At 73.5% G+C, this 16,474-nt stretch carries 16 protein-coding genes; 5 read left to right on the top strand and 11 right to left on the bottom strand.

Features of this window, described 5'->3' with window-relative positions:
• Positions 1 to 64 precede the first annotated feature (64 nt).
• The 5 genes from CHF15_RS08250 to CHF15_RS08230 form a co-directional block, all read right to left on the bottom strand.
• A complete protein-coding gene (locus CHF15_RS08250) occupies positions 65 to 814 on the bottom strand; it encodes a TIGR04222 domain-containing membrane protein (protein ID WP_089222979.1) in 750 nt (249 codons plus the stop codon).
• A gap of 272 nt (positions 815 to 1,086) precedes the next feature.
• Positions 1,087 to 2,244 (bottom strand): DUF1996 domain-containing protein, encoded by a 1,158-nt coding sequence (locus CHF15_RS08245; protein WP_245938723.1) that lies wholly within the window; start codon positions 2,242 to 2,244, stop codon positions 1,087 to 1,089.
• Positions 2,245 to 2,258: 14 nt separating this feature from the next.
• Positions 2,259 to 2,996, bottom strand: a complete 738-nt coding sequence (locus CHF15_RS08240; protein ID WP_089222977.1) for a DUF4142 domain-containing protein — start codon at positions 2,994 to 2,996, stop codon at positions 2,259 to 2,261.
• A gap of 161 nt (positions 2,997 to 3,157) precedes the next feature.
• Positions 3,158 to 4,543, bottom strand: a complete 1,386-nt coding sequence (locus CHF15_RS08235) for a DUF692 domain-containing protein (protein ID WP_089222976.1) — start codon at positions 4,541 to 4,543, stop codon at positions 3,158 to 3,160.
• 107 nt (positions 4,544 to 4,650) lie between these two features.
• Entirely contained in the window at positions 4,651 to 5,331 is a 681-nt protein-coding gene (locus CHF15_RS08230; protein WP_089222975.1) for an aminoacyl-tRNA hydrolase, read from the bottom strand.
• 68 nt (positions 5,332 to 5,399) lie between these two features.
• Between CHF15_RS08230 and CHF15_RS08225 the strand changes: the two genes are divergently transcribed.
• The 3 genes from CHF15_RS08225 to CHF15_RS08215 are packed head-to-tail and all read left to right on the top strand — an operon-like array spanning position 5,400 to position 7,568.
• Positions 5,400 to 6,074 carry an AIM24 family protein gene (locus CHF15_RS08225; RefSeq protein WP_089222974.1) on the top strand — a complete coding sequence of 225 codons (675 nt, stop codon included), beginning with the start codon at positions 5,400 to 5,402 and terminating at the stop codon, positions 6,072 to 6,074.
• Between the two features lies 1 nt (position 6,075).
• The gene (locus CHF15_RS08220; protein WP_089222973.1) at positions 6,076 to 6,900 is read left to right on the top strand and encodes an ABC transporter ATP-binding protein; all 825 of its coding nucleotides are present in this window, start codon (positions 6,076 to 6,078) and stop codon (positions 6,898 to 6,900) included.
• Positions 6,897 to 7,568, top strand: a complete 672-nt coding sequence (locus tag CHF15_RS08215) for an ABC transporter (protein ID WP_089222972.1) — start codon at positions 6,897 to 6,899, stop codon at positions 7,566 to 7,568. The genes CHF15_RS08220 and CHF15_RS08215 overlap by 4 nt, the downstream gene beginning before the upstream one ends.
• Before the next feature lie 26 nt (positions 7,569 to 7,594).
• On the opposite strand, the gene CHF15_RS08210 is transcribed toward CHF15_RS08215, so the two are convergent.
• From CHF15_RS08210 to CHF15_RS08185, 6 genes are all read right to left on the bottom strand, one after another.
• On the bottom strand, positions 7,595 to 8,218 hold the full coding sequence (locus tag CHF15_RS08210; RefSeq protein WP_089222971.1) for a LysE family translocator: 624 nt from the start codon (positions 8,216 to 8,218) through the stop codon (positions 7,595 to 7,597).
• A gap of 4 nt (positions 8,219 to 8,222) precedes the next feature.
• Positions 8,223 to 10,295 (bottom strand): spermine/spermidine synthase domain-containing protein, encoded by a 2,073-nt coding sequence (locus CHF15_RS08205; protein ID WP_089222970.1) that lies wholly within the window; start codon positions 10,293 to 10,295, stop codon positions 8,223 to 8,225.
• 98 nt (positions 10,296 to 10,393) lie between these two features.
• Positions 10,394 to 10,801: a peptide-methionine (R)-S-oxide reductase MsrB gene (gene msrB / locus CHF15_RS08200; RefSeq protein WP_018563195.1), complete on the bottom strand. Its 408-nt coding sequence runs from the start codon at positions 10,799 to 10,801 to the stop codon at positions 10,394 to 10,396.
• A 14-nt stretch (positions 10,802 to 10,815) separates the two neighbouring features.
• Positions 10,816 to 12,207, bottom strand: a complete 1,392-nt coding sequence (gene murC, locus CHF15_RS08195) for a UDP-N-acetylmuramate--L-alanine ligase (protein ID WP_089222969.1) — start codon at positions 12,205 to 12,207, stop codon at positions 10,816 to 10,818.
• 79 nt (positions 12,208 to 12,286) lie between these two features.
• Entirely contained in the window at positions 12,287 to 12,760 is a 474-nt protein-coding gene (locus CHF15_RS08190; RefSeq protein ID WP_089222968.1) for an indole-3-glycerol phosphate synthase, read from the bottom strand.
• 186 nt (positions 12,761 to 12,946) lie between these two features.
• Positions 12,947 to 13,717: a pyrimidine reductase family protein gene (locus CHF15_RS08185; RefSeq protein WP_089222967.1), complete on the bottom strand. Its 771-nt coding sequence runs from the start codon at positions 13,715 to 13,717 to the stop codon at positions 12,947 to 12,949.
• A gap of 86 nt (positions 13,718 to 13,803) precedes the next feature.
• Here CHF15_RS08185 and zapE point away from each other — a divergent pair, with 86 nt between their 5' ends.
• Both zapE and CHF15_RS08175 read left to right on the top strand, forming a co-directional pair.
• Entirely contained in the window at positions 13,804 to 14,910 is a 1,107-nt protein-coding gene (zapE, locus tag CHF15_RS08180; protein WP_179279698.1) for a cell division protein ZapE, read from the top strand.
• Between the two features lie 145 nt (positions 14,911 to 15,055).
• A complete protein-coding gene (locus tag CHF15_RS08175; protein WP_089222966.1) occupies positions 15,056 to 16,435 on the top strand; it encodes an alkaline phosphatase PhoX in 1,380 nt (459 codons plus the stop codon).
• Positions 16,436 to 16,474 lie beyond the last annotated feature (39 nt).

Genomic DNA, 16,474 nt, shown 5'->3' with positions numbered 1-16,474 from the left:
CTTCCCCACCGGCCGCCGCAAGCTGCTGGCGGGTCTGGCCTGACGCCCGGCCCCGCGCGGCGCGTCAGCTCAGGGCCGCGCGGAGTGCGGGATCGGGGAGGGTGGAGGGGCCCCGGACGGCGAGCGCGGTGAGGATCTGCCGGCTGTCGTCGGGGGCCGGGCCGTGGGGGACGTCGACGGCGCGCAGCAGGTCCCGGCCCGCGGGCGCGGCCCAGCGGGTGTACGCGTGGATCTCGAAGCGCGCGACGGCCAGGCAGCCGAGGGCGGCCGGCAGGGGGAGCGCGAACCACGGCAGCACCGACCGGTCGGCGGGGCTGAGGGTCGTCGCGGCCGCGGGCATGACCAGGACGAGGGCGGCGGCCGCGCGGACCTCGCGGATGGCGGCGGAGATCGACTCCCGGGCCGCCGTGGGCACCGCGAGCCCCGCGTCGGTGAGCCGCTGCGCCAGCGCGCGGACGCCGTCGGAGGTGGCGTGCGCCGCGCGTATCGAGGGGACGGGGGCCTGACCCTCGGGACCGGTGGCGGCGATCAGGGAGCGCTCCACGGCATCCCGGCCGTCGGGGTCCACGACCGTCGCCCAGCCGGTCCTGGCGAGCAGCAGACGGCGTTCGCGGCCCATCATGACCATCGTCAGCTCGGTGACCCGGCGCGGTCCGCCGGACAGGAAGGCCATCTCGTAGAGCCCGAGCGTGTGGTCGGCGGCCGGTGCGGCGGCCCCGTCAGGCAGATCGGCCGCGGCGACCGCCGCCCTGCACAGGCGTGTGCAGGAGACGATCGCCGCGGCCCAGGCCACGAGCAGGAAGAGCATCCACATGGGGGAGTTCTAGGCCGTGTCGTCAAACGCCCGCCTGCCCCGCGGCGCCTGGCACGGCACCTCGCTGCGTTGTCGAATCGTCCGAGTAGCCCACTACGAGGACGACTCTCCGCCTTGCGATGCACCGCACCAGACACCGCGGGGCCCGCCCTCCGGGCGGCCGGCGCTCGTTTGACGACACGGCCTAGCGGACCCCCGCAGGAGGTCCGCCCGCGGGGTCCCGGATCGGGGCGGGCGGACCGGTGCCGGCGGGGGCCGTGCGCGCTACGGCGTCAGCCGCAGTTGCGGTTGCCGTTGATGCAGCTCACGACCTGGTTCATCAGGCGCGTCGGCATGAAGTTGGCGAAGTCCGCGTGGTCCGTGACCGGCTTGTGCAGCTGCTCGGGGAAGCTGTCGAGCGCGAAGTTCGGACCCTGCGGGACCTTGTAGGTCAGCCGCATCTTCAGCTGGGGCACGGCCTTGAAGCCGGCCTGGCACCGTCCCGCGCCGTCGGCGAAGACGATGTGCGTGCGGTGGTTGGCGCTGTCGGCGTTCGTCCCGTCCCAGCAGTTGGGGAAGTTCAGGGTGCGGACCACGCGGCTGCCCTGCGGGCACAGCGGGTACTTGTCGGTGAGCTGGCGGTTCTCGAAGCCCGTGCAGCTCCACGACGCCTTGGCGTTGGCGACGCCGTTGGTGAAGGACTTGGCGTCACCCATGATGACCCGCAGGGTGGACGGCATCGCCGTCACCTTGGACGTCGGGCTGCCGCCGAAGACCAGCTGGACCGAGGTCGCCTGCAGGATGGTGCCGGTGTTGCCGTCGGCGTCCGGCGCGTCGTTCGCGGAGCGGGTGCGAAGGACCGGCCAGAAGTACGTCGACTTGTCCCCGCGGGCGCAGGTGGTGCCGGCCGCGGCCAGGGACTCGTTCGTCGAGAAGCCGTCGGTGCTCAGGTTGCCGACGTAGTCGTGGACGTGGTGCGCGCCGTTGGCGACGCCGGGGGCCACGATGAAGTTGTCGGGGTTGTGGTGCTTGTTCTCGTTGCGGCCGCAGCGGGCCGTGAACGTGCCGCGCGAGGCGCCCCGCTGGTTCGCCGCCCGCTGGACGTTGGGCTTGACGGAGCGGATGTCGGCGAAGTCCTCGCGGGAGGGGCCGTTGGTCTGCGAGCCGCCGCCGGCGGGCGCGGACGCCGAGGCCGAGGCGGACGCGGAGGGAGCCGCGGAGCCGTTCTGGCCGCCGTTGTTCTGGCCCCCGTTGTCCGCCTTGGTGCTGTTCCCCGGGCTCGGGCTCTGCCAGCCGCCCGAGTGGCCGGAGTTGGACCGCCAGTGTGCCGAGGCCGATCCGGTGACCAGGGCGAAGGTTCCGCCGGAGCCGAGCAGTGCCAGCACGGCTATCAGCACGAGTTGCTTGGTGCTCAACCTGCGCCGGTGGTTCATGTGTTGTCGTGTGGGCATGGGATCGCTCATTTCTACTGCGACGGCTGGGGGGATGAGGCCGCTGGGGGAAGTGAGTACGTCGGGGAGGGGGTGACGATGAGGGTCGGCTCACCGGGGGCAGGCGAGACCGGCACCGCCGCTGCGGGGTTGGTGGGGCTGGCGGTCGTGTCCACGGCGACCTGGTCGAAGTTGACCATCCCGGTCTTCTCCAGAACGGTGATGTGGTCGAGCACCGTCGCGTTCGCCTGGTCGGCCAGTTCCCGTACCAGCGAATTGCGGGTGGTGGCACGCACCTGGGCCACGACCGAGAACACCTGGCCGTGGGCGAGCCTCAGGATATTCGCGAACTTCTGGTCGAAATCCTGCCCGCTCGCCGATGACATGGTGGCCAGAAAGCCCATTTGCTGCTGTGTGGGCTGGTTGGGAAGGGTGATGCCCAATTGGGGCGCGATCGTACGGCACGTGGCGTCGAGGCTCGTGTGCCCGTCGATGAGGTGCTGCCCCGCGCGCTTGACCGCGGGTGTCGTCCCCTTCTGCAGGCCCATCTGCCCGGCGGGGAACTCCCACAAGCCGGCCAGTCGGACCTTGGTGACGAAGGTGCGGTCCAGCTGGGTGAGCGGACCGTACTGCGTGGACACGGTCTGGGCGCCGGCCGCGGTCACGGCCGGGCTGTTCAGCCCGGACATGACGGGGTAGGCCAGTGCGGCGAGGGTGACCACGAGAGCCCCGACCACGAGGCTGAGTCCGGTGGCGTAACGGGTGGATCGCATGGGACCGCACGTTAGTGCGTTTGAACCGTCCAAGGCGAGGAACAGTCACGTATTCGCGAATTCCATGAATCGCGGCCCGGACCTTGATACGTTGTTGCCTTTTCGCGCCCGATGACCCCCGCCGCCATTTCCGCCGCAGGTCGGAGGCCTCTTGAAAAAGATTATGGCAGCTTTGAACGGAGCGTGTCCCGCATACGTATGAATACGTGTGAGGGCTGTCGCGGCCCTGGAAAAACCCTTCCGCGCAGCCGCGGCCTGCGGGCCGGGAGCGGTGCCGGGCCCGACCGTTCCCGCCACCACGCGGCCAACTGCCGCGTGACCGTGGGACCGTGCGTTCCGCCCCGGCCGTCGAGGACGTATGCGGCGAAGTCCAGGGCGTCGCGGCGGTAGCCGCCCGCGAACGGCCGCACGACGGCGTAGCGCAGGAACGCCGGGCGGTACGCGGCCCCCAGGATCTCCGGCAGTTCGGGCGCCACCTTGGCGACGACGCCCGCGCGCTTGGCGGCCAGCGCGCGGCTCTGCACGCCGATCCGGGTCCGGTCGAAGCCCTCCGGCACCGGTGTCCCGGCCACGAGTGCGGACAGCAGCGCGGTCTGGCGGAGCGCGAGGCGCTGGCGGGCCGCCCCGGACGCCCCGGCCGCCCCGGACGCCCCGGGCGCCGCGGCGGCCCTGCCGGGCACGTCCGGCGGCACCTCCGGGCGCACGCCGGTTCCGGCGTCCACCACGCGGCGTATCGCGGCCAGTTCGCCGGCCAGCTCCCCGTCCGAGGGGAAGTCGTCGTCGCGCTCCAGCAGCACACCGGGCGGGCAGGCCCGCTCGTACAGCGCCGCCAGCACCTCCAGGACTGCCTCGGGGACGGGATGCGCGTGGCTGTCGTGCCACACGCCGTCCTTCTCGAAACCGCCCGCCACATGGACGTAGGCGATCGCGTGCACCGGCAGCGCGTCGAGCGCCGCGAGGGGGTCCTCACCGCGGTTGACGTGGTTCGTGTGCAGGTTGGCGACGTCGATCAGCAGACGTACCCCGGTCCGCTCGACGAGCTCGGCGAGGAAGGCGCCCTCGCTCATCTCCTCGTCGGGCCAGGCCACCAGTGCCGCGATGTTCTCCAGCGCGAGCGGCACCGGCAGCGCGTCCTGCGCGATGCGCACGTTCTCGCACAGCACGTCCAGCGCGTCCCGGGTCCGCGGCACGGGCAGCAGGTGCCCCGCCTCCAGGCGCGCCGAGCCGGTCAGCTCCCCGCCGCCGCGGACGAAGGCGATGTGCTCGGTGACCAGCGGCGCGCCCAGCGCCTGCGCGCGCTGCGCGAGCGCGGCCAGCCGGTCCGCGCCGGGCCGCTCGGCGCCCCCGAGGCCGAGCGAGACTCCGTGCGGGACGACCGTGACACCGCGCTCGCGCAGTCGCAGCAGGGAGTCGGGCAGAGCGCCGGGGCAGACGTTCTCGGCGACCGCCTCGACCCAGTCGACGCGGCCGGCCTCCGCGAGCGCCTCGACCGCCGCCGCGATCTCCGGCCGCCAGCCGATGCCCGTGCCCAGATACGAGTGCTCCATGCGCCCCCCTTCCTCCTGCGGGGGTTCTCGCCCGGCGCGGGGCCGGTGAACCCCGGGGAGGCGGGTTTCAGAGCTTGATTTGAGCTTGGGGCCCCGAGCCTGCGGCCTCAGCGGCGCAGCGCGGGATGGTCCGCCACGACGGTGCACGACCCCGGGGCGATCTCGGTGAACCCCGCGTCGCGCACCACGGGCAGCCCGGAGGCGGTGAGCGCCTCCCAGCGGTCCTGCGGCGCCGTGCGCACCGCCAGCGGGAAACCGGTGTCGCGCCAGTGCGCGCGCTCGGCGGCGGACAGCGCGAGCCAGGCGAGCTGGGCGCCGTGCCCGGCCTGCGCCATGGCCTTGCCGGCCGACATCTGCACCCCCGGGTTGAGCCAGAGCACCGGCGTCCCGCCCTCCGGCGCCACGGGCGGCTCCGGGTCCTCCAGTTCCGTCCCGGACACCTGCAGCCGCGCCAGGTCCTTGGGCCAGCCGTCCAGCGGCACCGGCGGGAAGACGCGGATCTCGGCGGACTTGCCGGTGACCGTGATGCCGGGAAGCGTCTCGGCCCGCCGCCACTCGGCGCCGCGCGCCCGCCGTACGACCTTGCGGATGCGGGCGTCCTCCCAGCCGCGTACCGCCTCGGCCCACTCCCCGTCCGCGAGGGTGGCGCGCTCGTCGGAGCGCAGCAGGAGCACGGCGCGGGCGGCCGTCTCCAGTGCGTCGGTGCGCGCCGGCGGGGCGGCCCGCTCGATGCGGACGACCAGGGGCAGGACGAACTGGGGTGCGGCGTCACGAGGATCGGTTGTCACCTCGACAGTCTGCCACCCGACCCCGGAAGAGCTTGTCGGAGCCGATCCCTCCGGGCCAGGATGCCGGGGTGCACAGCGACCTCTTCGCGACCGAGAACACGGCGCAGCCGGCCACCGAGCCCGGCATGACCCTCCAGAACGCCAAGTCGATCAAGTACGCGGTGAACGGCGAGTGCCTGGCCCGCCAGGGCTCGATGATCGCCTTCCGCGGCAACCTGCAGTTCGAGGTGAAGGGCCAGGGCGTCGGCAAGTTCCTCAAGCGCGCCTTCACCGGCGAGGGCCTGCCGCTGATGTCGGTCCGCGGCCAGGGCGAGGCCTGGTTCGCGCACGAGGCCGCCAACTGCTTCGTCGTCGACCTCGACCCGGGCGACAGCCTCACCGTCAACGGCCGCAACGTGCTGGTCTTCGACTCGACCCTCTCCTACGAGATAAAGGTCGTGAAGGGTGCCGGGATGGCCGGCGGCGGCCTGTTCAACAGCGTCTTCACCGGGCACGGCCGCCTCGGCGTCATGTGCGAGGGCAACCCGATCGTCATCCCGGTCACCCCGCAGGCCCCGGTCTACGTCGACACCGACGCCGTCGTCGGCTGGAGCGCGCAGCTGCAGACCTCCCTGCACCGCTCGCAGAGCTTCGGCTCGATGCTGCGCGGCGGCTCGGGCGAGGCCGTGCAGCTGATGCTGCAGGGGGAGGGCTTCGTGATCGTCCGGCCCAGCGAGTCCACACCTCACCAGCCCTCCAACTGACGTGCGGCTGGAGGCGGTCGGCCGCCGGTACGGGGCGCGCGGGCCCTGGGTGCTGCGAGGGGTCGACCTCGACGTGCCCGGGGGACAGGTGCTGCGCGTCGAGGGGGCGAACGGCAGCGGCAAGTCCACGGTCCTGCGGATCCTCGCCGGCATCGACCGCCCCACCACGGGCCGGGTCAGCGGACGCCCGCGCACCGCGTACGTGCCCGAGCGCTTCCCGCCGGCGCTGCCCTTCGACGCGCACGGCTACCTCGTGCACCTCGGGCGGGTGCACGGGCTCGGCGGCCGCACCGCCGCCCGGCGGGCCGAGCGCTGGCTGGAGTGCTTCGGCATCGCGGGGTACGCCCGTACCCCGCTCGCCCAGCTGTCCAAGGGCACCTGCCAGAAGGTGGCGGTCGCCCAGGCACTGGTGGCCGAGCCCGAACTCCTCGTCCTCGACGAGGCGTGGACCGGGCTCGACGAGGACGCACGCGCCGTCCTCGATGACGCCGTGCGCGCCCGGAGCGCCGCCGGCGGCACCGTCGTCTTCGTCGACCACGACCCGCGCCGGCTGGCCGCCGACACCACGGCGGCCCACCGCGTCCAGGACGCCCGGCTCGTGCCGGTGCCGCCGGACGCCGCCGGCGGGCCGCGCGTCGTCATCGAGGCCACCGGCGGCGGGGTGCCGCCGGCCGGGCTCGCGTACGAGCCCGCCGCGCCCGGCACGCTGCAGGTGACCGTCCCGGCCGCCGAGTCCGACGCCGTCCTGCGGCGGCTGCTCGCCGCGGCCCCGCCCTGGCACATCCGCTCGGTACGTCCCGCGCAGCCGCCCACGGAGCCCGCATGACCGCGACCCTGCACTACCGGACCGCCCTGCTCCTGCGGTCCTTCCGCTGGCTGCCGCCGCTGCTGCTGCACCTGGCCGTCATGGCGATCGGTCTCGCCGCGGGGCCGCGACCGCTGCTGGACTCCCTCGGCTGGAGCGCCGCCGCGCTGCTCCCGGCCGCGGCCTGGCTGGTGCGGGTCAGCGTGACGGCGGAGCCGCCGGCCGCACGTGCCTGTGTGGCGGCCGCCACCGGACCGGGGCGGGCCCACACGGCGGGCGTCCTGGCGGCGCTGCTGTGCTCGGTGGTCCTGGGCGCGGTGAGCACCGCCGTGGTCGTCGCCGTCGCCGACCCGCACACCACGGACCACCTGAAGGCCGTACCGGTCGTCCCGGCGGCCGCGGCCGGTCTCCTGGCCGCCCTGGTGACCGCGCTGCTCGGCACCGCCGTCGGCGCCCTCACCAACCCCCCGGTGCTGCTCCGCCCCGGATGGGCGGTGCCCGTCACGGCCCTCACCGCGGTCCTGGTCCTCGTGGCCGCCGGATCGCCCGCCAACGCCGCGGTCACCGGGCTCGTCACCGGTTCCCGTACCGGCGTCGTCCCGTTCCCGCCGGCGCCGCTCCTGCTGGCGGCGTTCGCCGCCTGCGGCGCCACCTGGCTCGCGGCGACGCTCAGCGGCCGCCGCGGCTGAGGGGCCCGGGCGGGTACGGGGGACGCTCAGCCCTCCAGCGCCATCCGGACACCCAGCGCCACCAGCACCGTGCCGGACACCGCCTCCAGACGGCGCCGCACCGCGGCGCGGCCGAACACCGACCTCAGGCGGTCGACGAACCAGACGTACGCCCCGTAGTAGCCGACCTCGTAGACCGCCCACAGCGCCGCGAGCCCGACCATGGCGGGGAGCTGGGGCGCGCCCGAGGGCACGAACTGCGGCAGGAAGGACATCGCGAAGACCGCCGCCTTGGGATTGGCCAGGTTCATCCCGAGCCCCGCGCGGTAGGCCGCCCACGGGGTCACCGTCACGTCCTCACCCGCCGCGGCCCGCCCGGGGTCCGCGCCGCGGCGGGCGGCACGCAGCGCCTGCACGCCGAACCAGACCAGGACCGCGGCGCCGACGATCCGTACGGCGTCGTAGGCGAGCTGGGAGGCCGCCAGGAGCGCGGTGAGCCCGAAGGCGGCGCACAGGCCCCAGACGAACACACCGGTCTCGTTGCCGAGGACGGTCGCGAAGCCGGCCCGGCGGCTGCGCAGGGAGTGCCTGATGATCAGCACCGTGCTCGGCCCGGGGGCCGCGGCGACGAGGGTGCAGGCACCGAGGAAGGGCAGCAGGACGCTCAGCATCCCGTCATGGTGCTGCAGCGGGCCCCTCGCGCACCAGACGGTTCCCCTGCGCCGCCACGTCCTGCCCGCCCTTCCCCGCGCCGTCCGCGCCGTCCCCGGGACCGCCGCCGCCGGACAGCCGCATCGCCACGCAGGCCCCGGCGTACAGCACCGCGACCAGGATCAGCAGCGCCCGGTAGCCGGTGAGCAGCGCCAGGTACTCCAGGGCACCGCCCGTCAGGGCGCCCAGCAGGTTGGCGCCGAAGGCGGAGGTCGGGTCCGGTGACCTGGCGAGGCGGTCGGAGAAGATCAGGTTGGCGCAGAAGATCGGCGCGAAGGCCAGCGCGACGGCTGCCGCCAGGCGTGCCGCGAAGGGCAGCGACAGCACGGCCTGCACCGGGACGAGCCAGCCGACGGCGAGCGTGACGAAGAGCAGGATCTGCAGCGCCGTCTGGTTGAGCCGGCGCATGCGGCGCCGCACCTCGACGGCGGCCAGCACCGCCAGCAGCACCCCGATGAAGACCAGCGCGTTCACCAGCCAGGTGGTGCCGAAGTACAGCGCGAAGCCGATGACGTTCTTCGTCTCCAGCAGCAGGAAGGCCGCGCCCATCAGGAACATGTCGGCGTAGCGCAGCGTCCCGCGCAGCCGCACCCCGGCCAGCCGCACCGAGATCACGGTGACCAGCAGGATCAGTCCGAGCGCGCCGAGGTAGAGGCTCGGCACGGTGCGGTTCAGCAGGTACGGGAAGGGGTGGTCGTCGTCGGCGGGCGGGGGCACCGCCCCGGAGGCCTGCCAGGCCTTCCCGCAGCGCTGGTCCGCCGGCGTCAGCCCGGCCACCAGGACCGCGGCGCGCTTGCTGTACTCCGTCATGCACGGCGCGTGCCCGAAGACCTGGTCCAGGCTCCCGGCGAAGCGGTCGATCAGCCATTGCTGCCGGTAGTAGTTGTACATGGCGAACGCGCCGCCGGGCGCGAGGTGGTCACGCGCCGACTCGAAGGCCTGCTTGGTGAAGAGATAGCTCTCCAGCCGCAGGTTGCTCGCCCCCGACACCAGCGTGAGCGAGTCCGGCAGGGCCAGCACGATCAGGTCGTACTTCGTGTCCGTCCGCTCCAGGAAGGCCCGGCCGTCGTTGATGTGGACGTGCACCCGCGGGTTCTCGTACGGCCGCGCGGGGTGCAGCTGCGCCCCGATCTCCTGCAGCCGCGGGTCGATCTCGACGGCGTCCACGTGCTGCGCGCCGTTGGCCAGCGCGACGGCCACGTCGTTGCCGTTGCCCGCGCCGATCACCAGCACCTTGCGGTGCGGATTGCCGGGGGTCTCCCGGTAGGCCTCCTCGTACGGCGAATTGGGCTGCTGCAGCACCTGCAGCGGCGCGATGCTCTGGTGCGGAACGCCGTTTGCGGCGATCTTGTACGTCCGCGAGCTGGTGCCCGGCTCGGGGCGGGTCAGCTCGATCTTGTAGTACGGCGACCACGACACCCCCGGCGCCAGCGACTCGAAGAGCAGCGTCAGCACCATCGCGGCCAGCGGCAGCGCGTACCGCAGCGTGTTCCGCCGGCCGCCGAGCACGAACAGCGCCGCCGCGGCGACCAGCCCCCACACCAGCGAGGGCGCGCGCAGCCACGACAGCCCCGCGAAGGCCACCGAACCGGTCAGCGAACCGAGCAGGTCCCAGCGGTAGGCCTCCAGCGACGGCAGCTGCCGGAACAGATCGGCGGTGATCTTGCCGATCGCCATCATGGCGACCGCGACCAGCAGGAAGAGCACCGGCAGCGTCACCCACTGCGGCAGCCCGGTGGTCTTGACCGCCGTGAAGTAGATGATGTCGCCGCTGCTCTGCCGCACCTGGACCGGGAACTCCCGTACCAGCACCACCAGCACCGCCAGCGGCAGCGGCGCCCACCGCTTGAGCCACTGACCGCGTTCCGCCCCGATGAGGAAGCCCAGCCCGATGCCCAGGAACGAACCGAGCAGGATGAAGTTGGAGAAGTAGCTCAGATGGACGACGTTCGCCCCCGCCCACCGGATCAGCGCCAGTTCGACGAAGAGCATGGTGGCGCTGGCCAGCAGCAACCTGGCCCGTACGTGGTGTTCCATGCCGCGCCACGTTGCCACCCGGTGGGCGGGGAGTCGACGGACGCGCCCCGCGTGGCGCGCGGGCCCCACGCGGGGGGCCTATCCGTCGGATTTCGTGATCAGTCCCCCACGGGGGCCAGTCGCAGCGAGATCGAGTTGATGCAGTAGCGCTGGTCCGTCGGGGTGTCGTAGCCCTCGCCCTCGAAGACGTGTCCCAGGTGCGAGCCGCAGCGGGTGCAGCGGACCTCGGTACGGGTCATGCCCATCGAGCGGTCCTCGATCAGCTCGACGGCCTTGCTGTCCTTCGGGTCGTAGAAGGACGGCCAGCCGCAGTGCGACTCGAACTTCGTGTCCGAGGTGAACAGTTCGGCGCCGCAGGCGCGGCACGAGTAGACGCCCCGGGTCTTGGTGTCGGTGTACTCACCCGTGAAGGGACGCTCCGTGCCGGCCTGGCGCAGGACCGCGTACTCCTGCGGCGTCAGCTCCTGACGCCACTGCTCCTCGGACTTGTCGACTTCGTACGCCATGGTCCTCCCTCTCCTCAGTTCTCCAGGCGCGCAAGGATGCGCGGACCGAGATCGGTCACGTCTCCCGCGCCCATGGTGAGAACAAGGTCACCGGGCTTGGCCATTCCGGCGACGACCTCGGGGACCGCTTCCTTGTCGTGCTCGGCGGTGACGTCGGCGCCAGCGGCGGCCGCCGCGTCGATGATCAGGCCGCTCGTGATGCCGGGGATCGGGTCCTCGCGGGCCGGGTAGATGTCCAGCACCACCGAGGCGTCGGCCAGCGCCAGGGCCCGGCCCATCTCGAGGCCCAGCTGCTGGGTGCGGCTGAACAGGTGCGGCTGGAAGACCACGACGAGGCGCCGGTCGCCGGCCGCCTCGCGCAGGGCCTGCAGGTCGGCGGTCATCTCGGTGGGGTGGTGCGCGTAGGAGTCGATGACCTGGACGCCCGCGGCGGTGCCCCTCAGCTGCAGCCGTCGCTTCACCCCGGTGTAGGTGCCGAGGGCCTTCGCCAGGCCGTCCGCCGGGACGTCCAGCGCGACGCCCGCGGCGAGGGCGGCGACCGCGTTGTGGGCGTAGTGCCGGCCGGGCACGGAGACGGTGAAGACGTGCTCCTCGCCGCCGAGACGGACGGTGACCTCGCTGGACATCCCGTGCGGGGCGATCCGCAGGATGCGCACGTCGGCCTCCGCGTCCTCGCCGACGCGCACGACGTTCAGCCCCTCGCGGCCGGCCACCCGGTCGGCCAGCTCCCGGGCCCCGGGGTGCTCGCCGACGACCAGGGTGCCGCCCGGGACGATCTTGCCGACGAAGACCTCGAACGACTCGTGGATCTCGTCCATCGACGCGTAGTTCGCGTGGTGGTCGATCTCCACGTTGAGCACGATCGCGACCTCGGGGTCGTACTTCTGGAAGCTGCGGTCGCTCTCGTCCGCCTCCGCCACGAAGATCTCGCCGGTGCCGTGGTGGGCGTTGGAGCCGGGCGTGTCCAGGTCGCCGCCGATGGCGTACGACGGGTCGAGGCCCAGCGCGGACAGGCTCACCGCGAGCATGGAGGTGGTGGTGGTCTTGCCGTGCGTGCCGGCCACCGCGATCGGGCGCGAGCCCGTCATCAGCGCCGCCAGCGCGTCCGAGCGGTGCACCACCGGGACGCCGCGCTCGCGGGCCGCGACCAGCTCCGGGTTGTCGTCACGGATGGCGCTGGAGACGACCACACAGGTCGTGTCCGGCGCGAGGTGGGCCACCGAGTGACCGATGTGGACGGTCGTGCCCAGCTCGCGCAGCGCGTCCGTGGTGCCGGAGTCCTTCGCGTCGCTGCCCGCGACGACGGCACCGCGCTGGGTCAGGATCTTCGCGATGCCCGACATCCCGGCCCCGCCGATCCCGATGAAGTGAGGTCGGTCCATGCCGGGGGGAAGGGTGGGGCTCATGCGCGGTGCTCCCTGGAACTCACTGGGTCGGTTGTCGGCCGTGCCCGATTCTTCCACCAGTCGGAGGCACGGCGTCCGCTCAGTCCTCGGCGTTGTGCGCGAACAGCTTCAGCACCGGCACGCCGACCTTGTGCCGGGCCCGGGACGTCCAGTCGCGGTGGAAGAACTCCTCCACCAGGTGCGGGGCGGTCAGCACGATCACCTCGTCGGCGTGGGTCTGCTCGACCACCGACCTCATCAGCTCGATGGGGTGCCGCTCGACCACCTCGCCCACCGCCTCGCAGCCCGCGTCGCGCAGTGCCGTCAGGCTGTGGTTCAGCGCGCGCTCGGCCGGCAGCAGTGCCTGGTCGCCCTCCGGGCGGTCGCGTTCGTGGACGGCCTTGTCCAGTTCACCCAGGGCGACGTCGTCGATGGCCCGCAGCAGCCGGTCCTGGTCGCCGCGGGGCTGCATGAGGACGACGAAGGACACGGGCTCGTCGCCGTGGAGCGTGGTGACCAGTTCCACGTCGGCGGGGACGAGCGGCTGCTCGATCATGAGTACGGTCGTGAACACGGACGCGTCCTTCTCTCTCGCGGGCCGTCGGGCCTGCCACGGAAACCATCCTGCCCCGCCGGGCGCGGGGCACGCGGGGTCATCTTTTCCCGCGCCGTGGCACGCGGACGTGCGCGGGCGGGCAATCGGCGCCATCCGGGTGAGGCCGGTGGCACCGGGCGGCCGGTCCCGGTCGTGCCGGGCCGGTCAGCCACGTACGTAGCGGGTGAACAGGAAGCCGTCCTCCTCCAGGATCGACAGCGGGGTGTAACGGACGGGGTCGGTGATGCCGGGGCCGTTCATGATGCGCATGGCGTCCCCGGCGGTCAGCAGCGGCGCGATCGTCAGGCACAGCTCGTCGACCACCCCGGCCGCGGCGAACTGGGCGAGCAGCCGCGGGCCGCCCTCGGTCAGCATCCGGCGCAGCCCGAGCGCGGCGAGCTCGCGCACCACGCGCGCCGGCTCCACGCCCGCGCCCGAGCCGGCCCTGACGACCCGCGCCCCCGCCTTCTCGGCCGCCGCGACCCGGTCGGCCGGGGCGTCCTCGCCGGTCAGCAGGAGCGTCGGCACCAGCGGCTCGGTGAACAGGGGCAGCGCGAAGTCCAGGTCGAGCCGTGCGCTCACCACGGCGATCGTGGCGGCCGGGCCCTGCCCCGCCGCGGTCCTGCGGTCCGCGAAGGCCTCCCGGGCGCGGGCCGGGCGGTAACCCTCCTGGCGCACCGTCTCCGCGCCGACGACCACGACGTCGGCCAGGGCCCGCAGCACCCCGAAGACCCGCATGTCGGCGTCCGAGGACAGCGGCTGGGAGCGCCCGTCGTGCCGGGCCGCGCCGTCCAGCGACGAGACCATGTTCGCCCGCAGCCAGGGCGTGCCGCCGGCCGGGTACGCGTACGCGTCGGCCAGCGCCTCCGGGGTGTCCAGGGCCTCCGGGCCGTCCGGGGTCTCGGCGGGTGCGGGGGCGGGGAAGAGGCGGCGCATGGCTGCAGTCTTCCACGGCCCGCGCGCAGTGGGACCGGCCACACGGCGGCGAGGGGACCGCCGGCGAGGCACTAGGCTGGAGTGCTGTGTCCTCGTCCTTCGCCGCAGCGCAAGAATCCAGCCCGATACCCGGCGGGACGCCGCCCGTGTCGCTGAGCGGACGCGAGCCGCACGTCCCGGTGGACCGGCTGGTGGCGGAGATGGTCCCGCCGCCGCGCTTCGACTCCGTACGGTTCGACAACTACCTCCCCGACCCGAAGCAGCCGAGCCAGTCCGAGGCCGTCGGCACGCTGCGGGCCTTCGCGGAGGGGCTGGGCGCCCCCGACGACGCCGGACGCAGGCGCTGGTTCCGGCGCCAGGCCGCGCCGGCGGCCCCGGCCGGCCCCGGCGGGGTCTACCTCGACGGCGGCTACGGAGTGGGCAAGACCCATCTGCTCGCCTCGCTCTGGCACGCCACGCCCGCGCCGCCCGAGCAGAAGGCCTTCGGCACCTTCGTGGAGCTCACCAACCTCGTCGGCGCCCTCGGCTTCCAGCAGGCCGTGCAGGCGCTCAGCGGGCACCGGCTGGTCTGCATCGACGAGTTCGAACTCGACGACCCCGGCGACACCGTGCTCGTCTCGACCCTGCTGGGCAGACTGGCCGGCGCCGGGGTGAGACTGGCCGCGACCTCCAACACCCTGCCCGGCAGGCTCGGCGAGGGCCGGTTCGCCGCCGCCGACTTCATGCGCGAGATCCAGGGCCTGTCCGCCCGCTTCCGATCGCTGCGCATCGACGGCGAGGACTACCGCCACCGCGGCCTGCCCGAGGCCCCGGCGCCGTACGCCGACGAGGAGGTCACCGCCGCCGCGGGCCGCACCCCCGGCGCCTCCCTGGACGACTTCGGCGCCCTCCTCGCCCACCTCGCCCGGGTCCACCCCAGCCGCTACGGCGCGTTGTGCGACGGCGTCGAGGCGGTCTTCCTGCGCGGCGTCCGCCCGGTGGAGGACCAGGCCACCGCACTGCGCCTGGTCGTCCTGGCCGACCGGCTCTACGACCGCGAGGTCCCCGTCATGACCTCCGGAGAGCCCTTCGACCGCATCTTCGGCGAGGAGATGCTCACCGGCGGCTACCGCAAGAAGTACTTCCGGGCCATCTCCCGCCTCACCGCCCTCGCCCGCGACGCCGGGCGGCCGGCCGCCCCGGACGGTTCCTGAGCCGCGGCCCCGGCCGCGCCCCAAGAGGGGCCGCGGAGCATACGGAGCGGGGGCCGGGGGGTGAGGTGCCGTGTTCCCCCCGCGTCAGGAGCCGTGCTAGACACACTCGGGTCAATCGCCTGTCCGCCAGCAGGGAGAGTGACCCATGTCCGTGACCAGACGTCAGATCATCGCGAGGACCGGTGCGTTGGGCGCCGGCATCGCCTTCTCCGGAAGCGTCTCGGAGGTGTTCGCCGGCACGGCGTTCGCCGCGGGAGCCGGCGGGTACGGCCCCCTCGTGCCCGATCCCGACGGCCTCCTCGACCTTCCCCGCGGATTCCGCTACCGCGTGCTGTCCCGCCAGGGCGACGCACTGAGCTCCGGCGAGGGAGCGGTGCCCGGGAACTTCGACGGCATGGCCGCCTTCCCCGCCCGCCGCGGCGACGGGGCGCGCCTCGTCCGCAACCACGAGAACCGCGCCACCGCCACCGCTGCCGTCCCCCTGGTCGACGGGCTGGTCTACGACCCCGCGGCCAAGGGCGGCTGCACCGTCCTCGCCCTCGACCGGGGCGGCGCGGTCACCTCGGAACGGGTGGCCATCGCCGGTACCGCCGTGAACTGCGCGGGTGGACCGACCCCGTGGCGCACCTGGCTGACCTGCGAGGAGAACGAGGACAAGGCCGGTACCGGCGGCTACGCCAAGGACCACGGCTTCATCTTCGAGGTGGACCCCCACGACCCGCGGAGCACCGGCGCCGAGCCGCTGACGGCCATGGGCCGCTTTCAGCACGAGGCCGTCGCCGTCGACCCCCGCGACGGCACCGTGTACGAGACGGAGGACGCCTTCCAGGCCCCCTTCGGCATGTTCTACCGCTTCCATCCGCGCAAGCCCCTCGGCGGCCGCGGATCCCTGCGGGCCGGCGGCACCCTGGAGGCCATGCGCGTGCCGGGTGTGCCCGACCTGTCGGCGGTGCAGGAGACCGGTGCCTGCTTCGACGGGATCGAATGGGCGCGCGTGCCCGATCCCCTGGCGAAGGAGACCCCGCTGCGGCAGCAGGACTTCGGGCCGCGCGGGATCACGCACGCCCAGAAACTGGAGGGCTGCTACTGGGGCGGCACCAGCGTCTACTTCGTCTCCAGCTTCGCGCGTGCCGCCGAGGGCTCGGCGGCCACCCACTTCGGCCAGGTCTGGCGCTACGACCCGGCCAGGCGGCGGCTGACCCTCGTCGTGGTCTTCGGGCCCGCGACCGACGTGCAGCTGCCGGGCGAGTCCCCGGACAACATCGCCCTCGCCCCGCAGGGCGGCCTGATGGTCTGCGAGGACGGCGGGGGCGCCCAGCACGTCTACGGCGTCTCCCGGCGCGGCGAGGTGTACGCGATGGCGCGCGGCCGCCAGAACATCGGCACCGCCGACGCCCCCGAATGGGGCGAGTTCGCCGGGGTCACCTTCGCGCCGGACGGCCGGACCATGTACGTGAACTGCTACAACCCCGGGACCACCTTCGCCGTCACGGGCCCCTGGGGCCGCGCTGGCGGCCACGGCTGATCCGTCGCACCATCGGACCAACCACCCGGGCGCCCGCGG

Origin of the sequence: Actinacidiphila glaucinigra (assembly GCF_900188405.1) — a bacterium.
GTDB classification, from domain to species: Bacteria; Actinomycetota; Actinomycetes; order Streptomycetales; family Streptomycetaceae; genus Actinacidiphila; species Actinacidiphila glaucinigra.
This window is presented reverse-complemented; position numbering and strand designations above follow the sequence as displayed.

Bases quoted from the DNA above. Each gene is read 5' to 3' on its own strand.
- CHF15_RS08250 (WP_089222979.1), bottom strand. From the start codon at position 814: ATGTGGATGCTCTTCCTGCTCGTGGCCTGGGCCGCGGCGATCGTCTCC.
- CHF15_RS08240 (WP_089222977.1), bottom strand. From the start codon at position 2,996: ATGCGATCCACCCGTTACGCCACCGGACTCAGCCTCGTGGTCGGGGCT.
- msrB (WP_018563195.1), bottom strand. From the start codon at position 10,801: ATGGCGTACGAAGTCGACAAGTCCGAGGAGCAGTGGCGTCAGGAGCTG.
- CHF15_RS08245 (WP_245938723.1), bottom strand. From the start codon at position 2,244: ATGCCCACACGACAACACATGAACCACCGGCGCAGGTTGAGCACCAAG.
- CHF15_RS08175 (WP_089222966.1), top strand. From the start codon at position 15,056: ATGTCCGTGACCAGACGTCAGATCATCGCGAGGACCGGTGCGTTGGGC.
- CHF15_RS08215 (WP_089222972.1), top strand. From the start codon at position 6,897: ATGACCGCGACCCTGCACTACCGGACCGCCCTGCTCCTGCGGTCCTTC.
- CHF15_RS08185 (WP_089222967.1), bottom strand. From the start codon at position 13,717: ATGCGCCGCCTCTTCCCCGCCCCCGCACCCGCCGAGACCCCGGACGGC.
- CHF15_RS08210 (WP_089222971.1), bottom strand. From the start codon at position 8,218: ATGCTGAGCGTCCTGCTGCCCTTCCTCGGTGCCTGCACCCTCGTCGCC.
- CHF15_RS08205 (WP_089222970.1), bottom strand. From the start codon at position 10,295: ATGGAACACCACGTACGGGCCAGGTTGCTGCTGGCCAGCGCCACCATG.
- murC (WP_089222969.1), bottom strand. From the start codon at position 12,207: ATGAGCCCCACCCTTCCCCCCGGCATGGACCGACCTCACTTCATCGGG.
- CHF15_RS08235 (WP_089222976.1), bottom strand. From the start codon at position 4,543: ATGGAGCACTCGTATCTGGGCACGGGCATCGGCTGGCGGCCGGAGATC.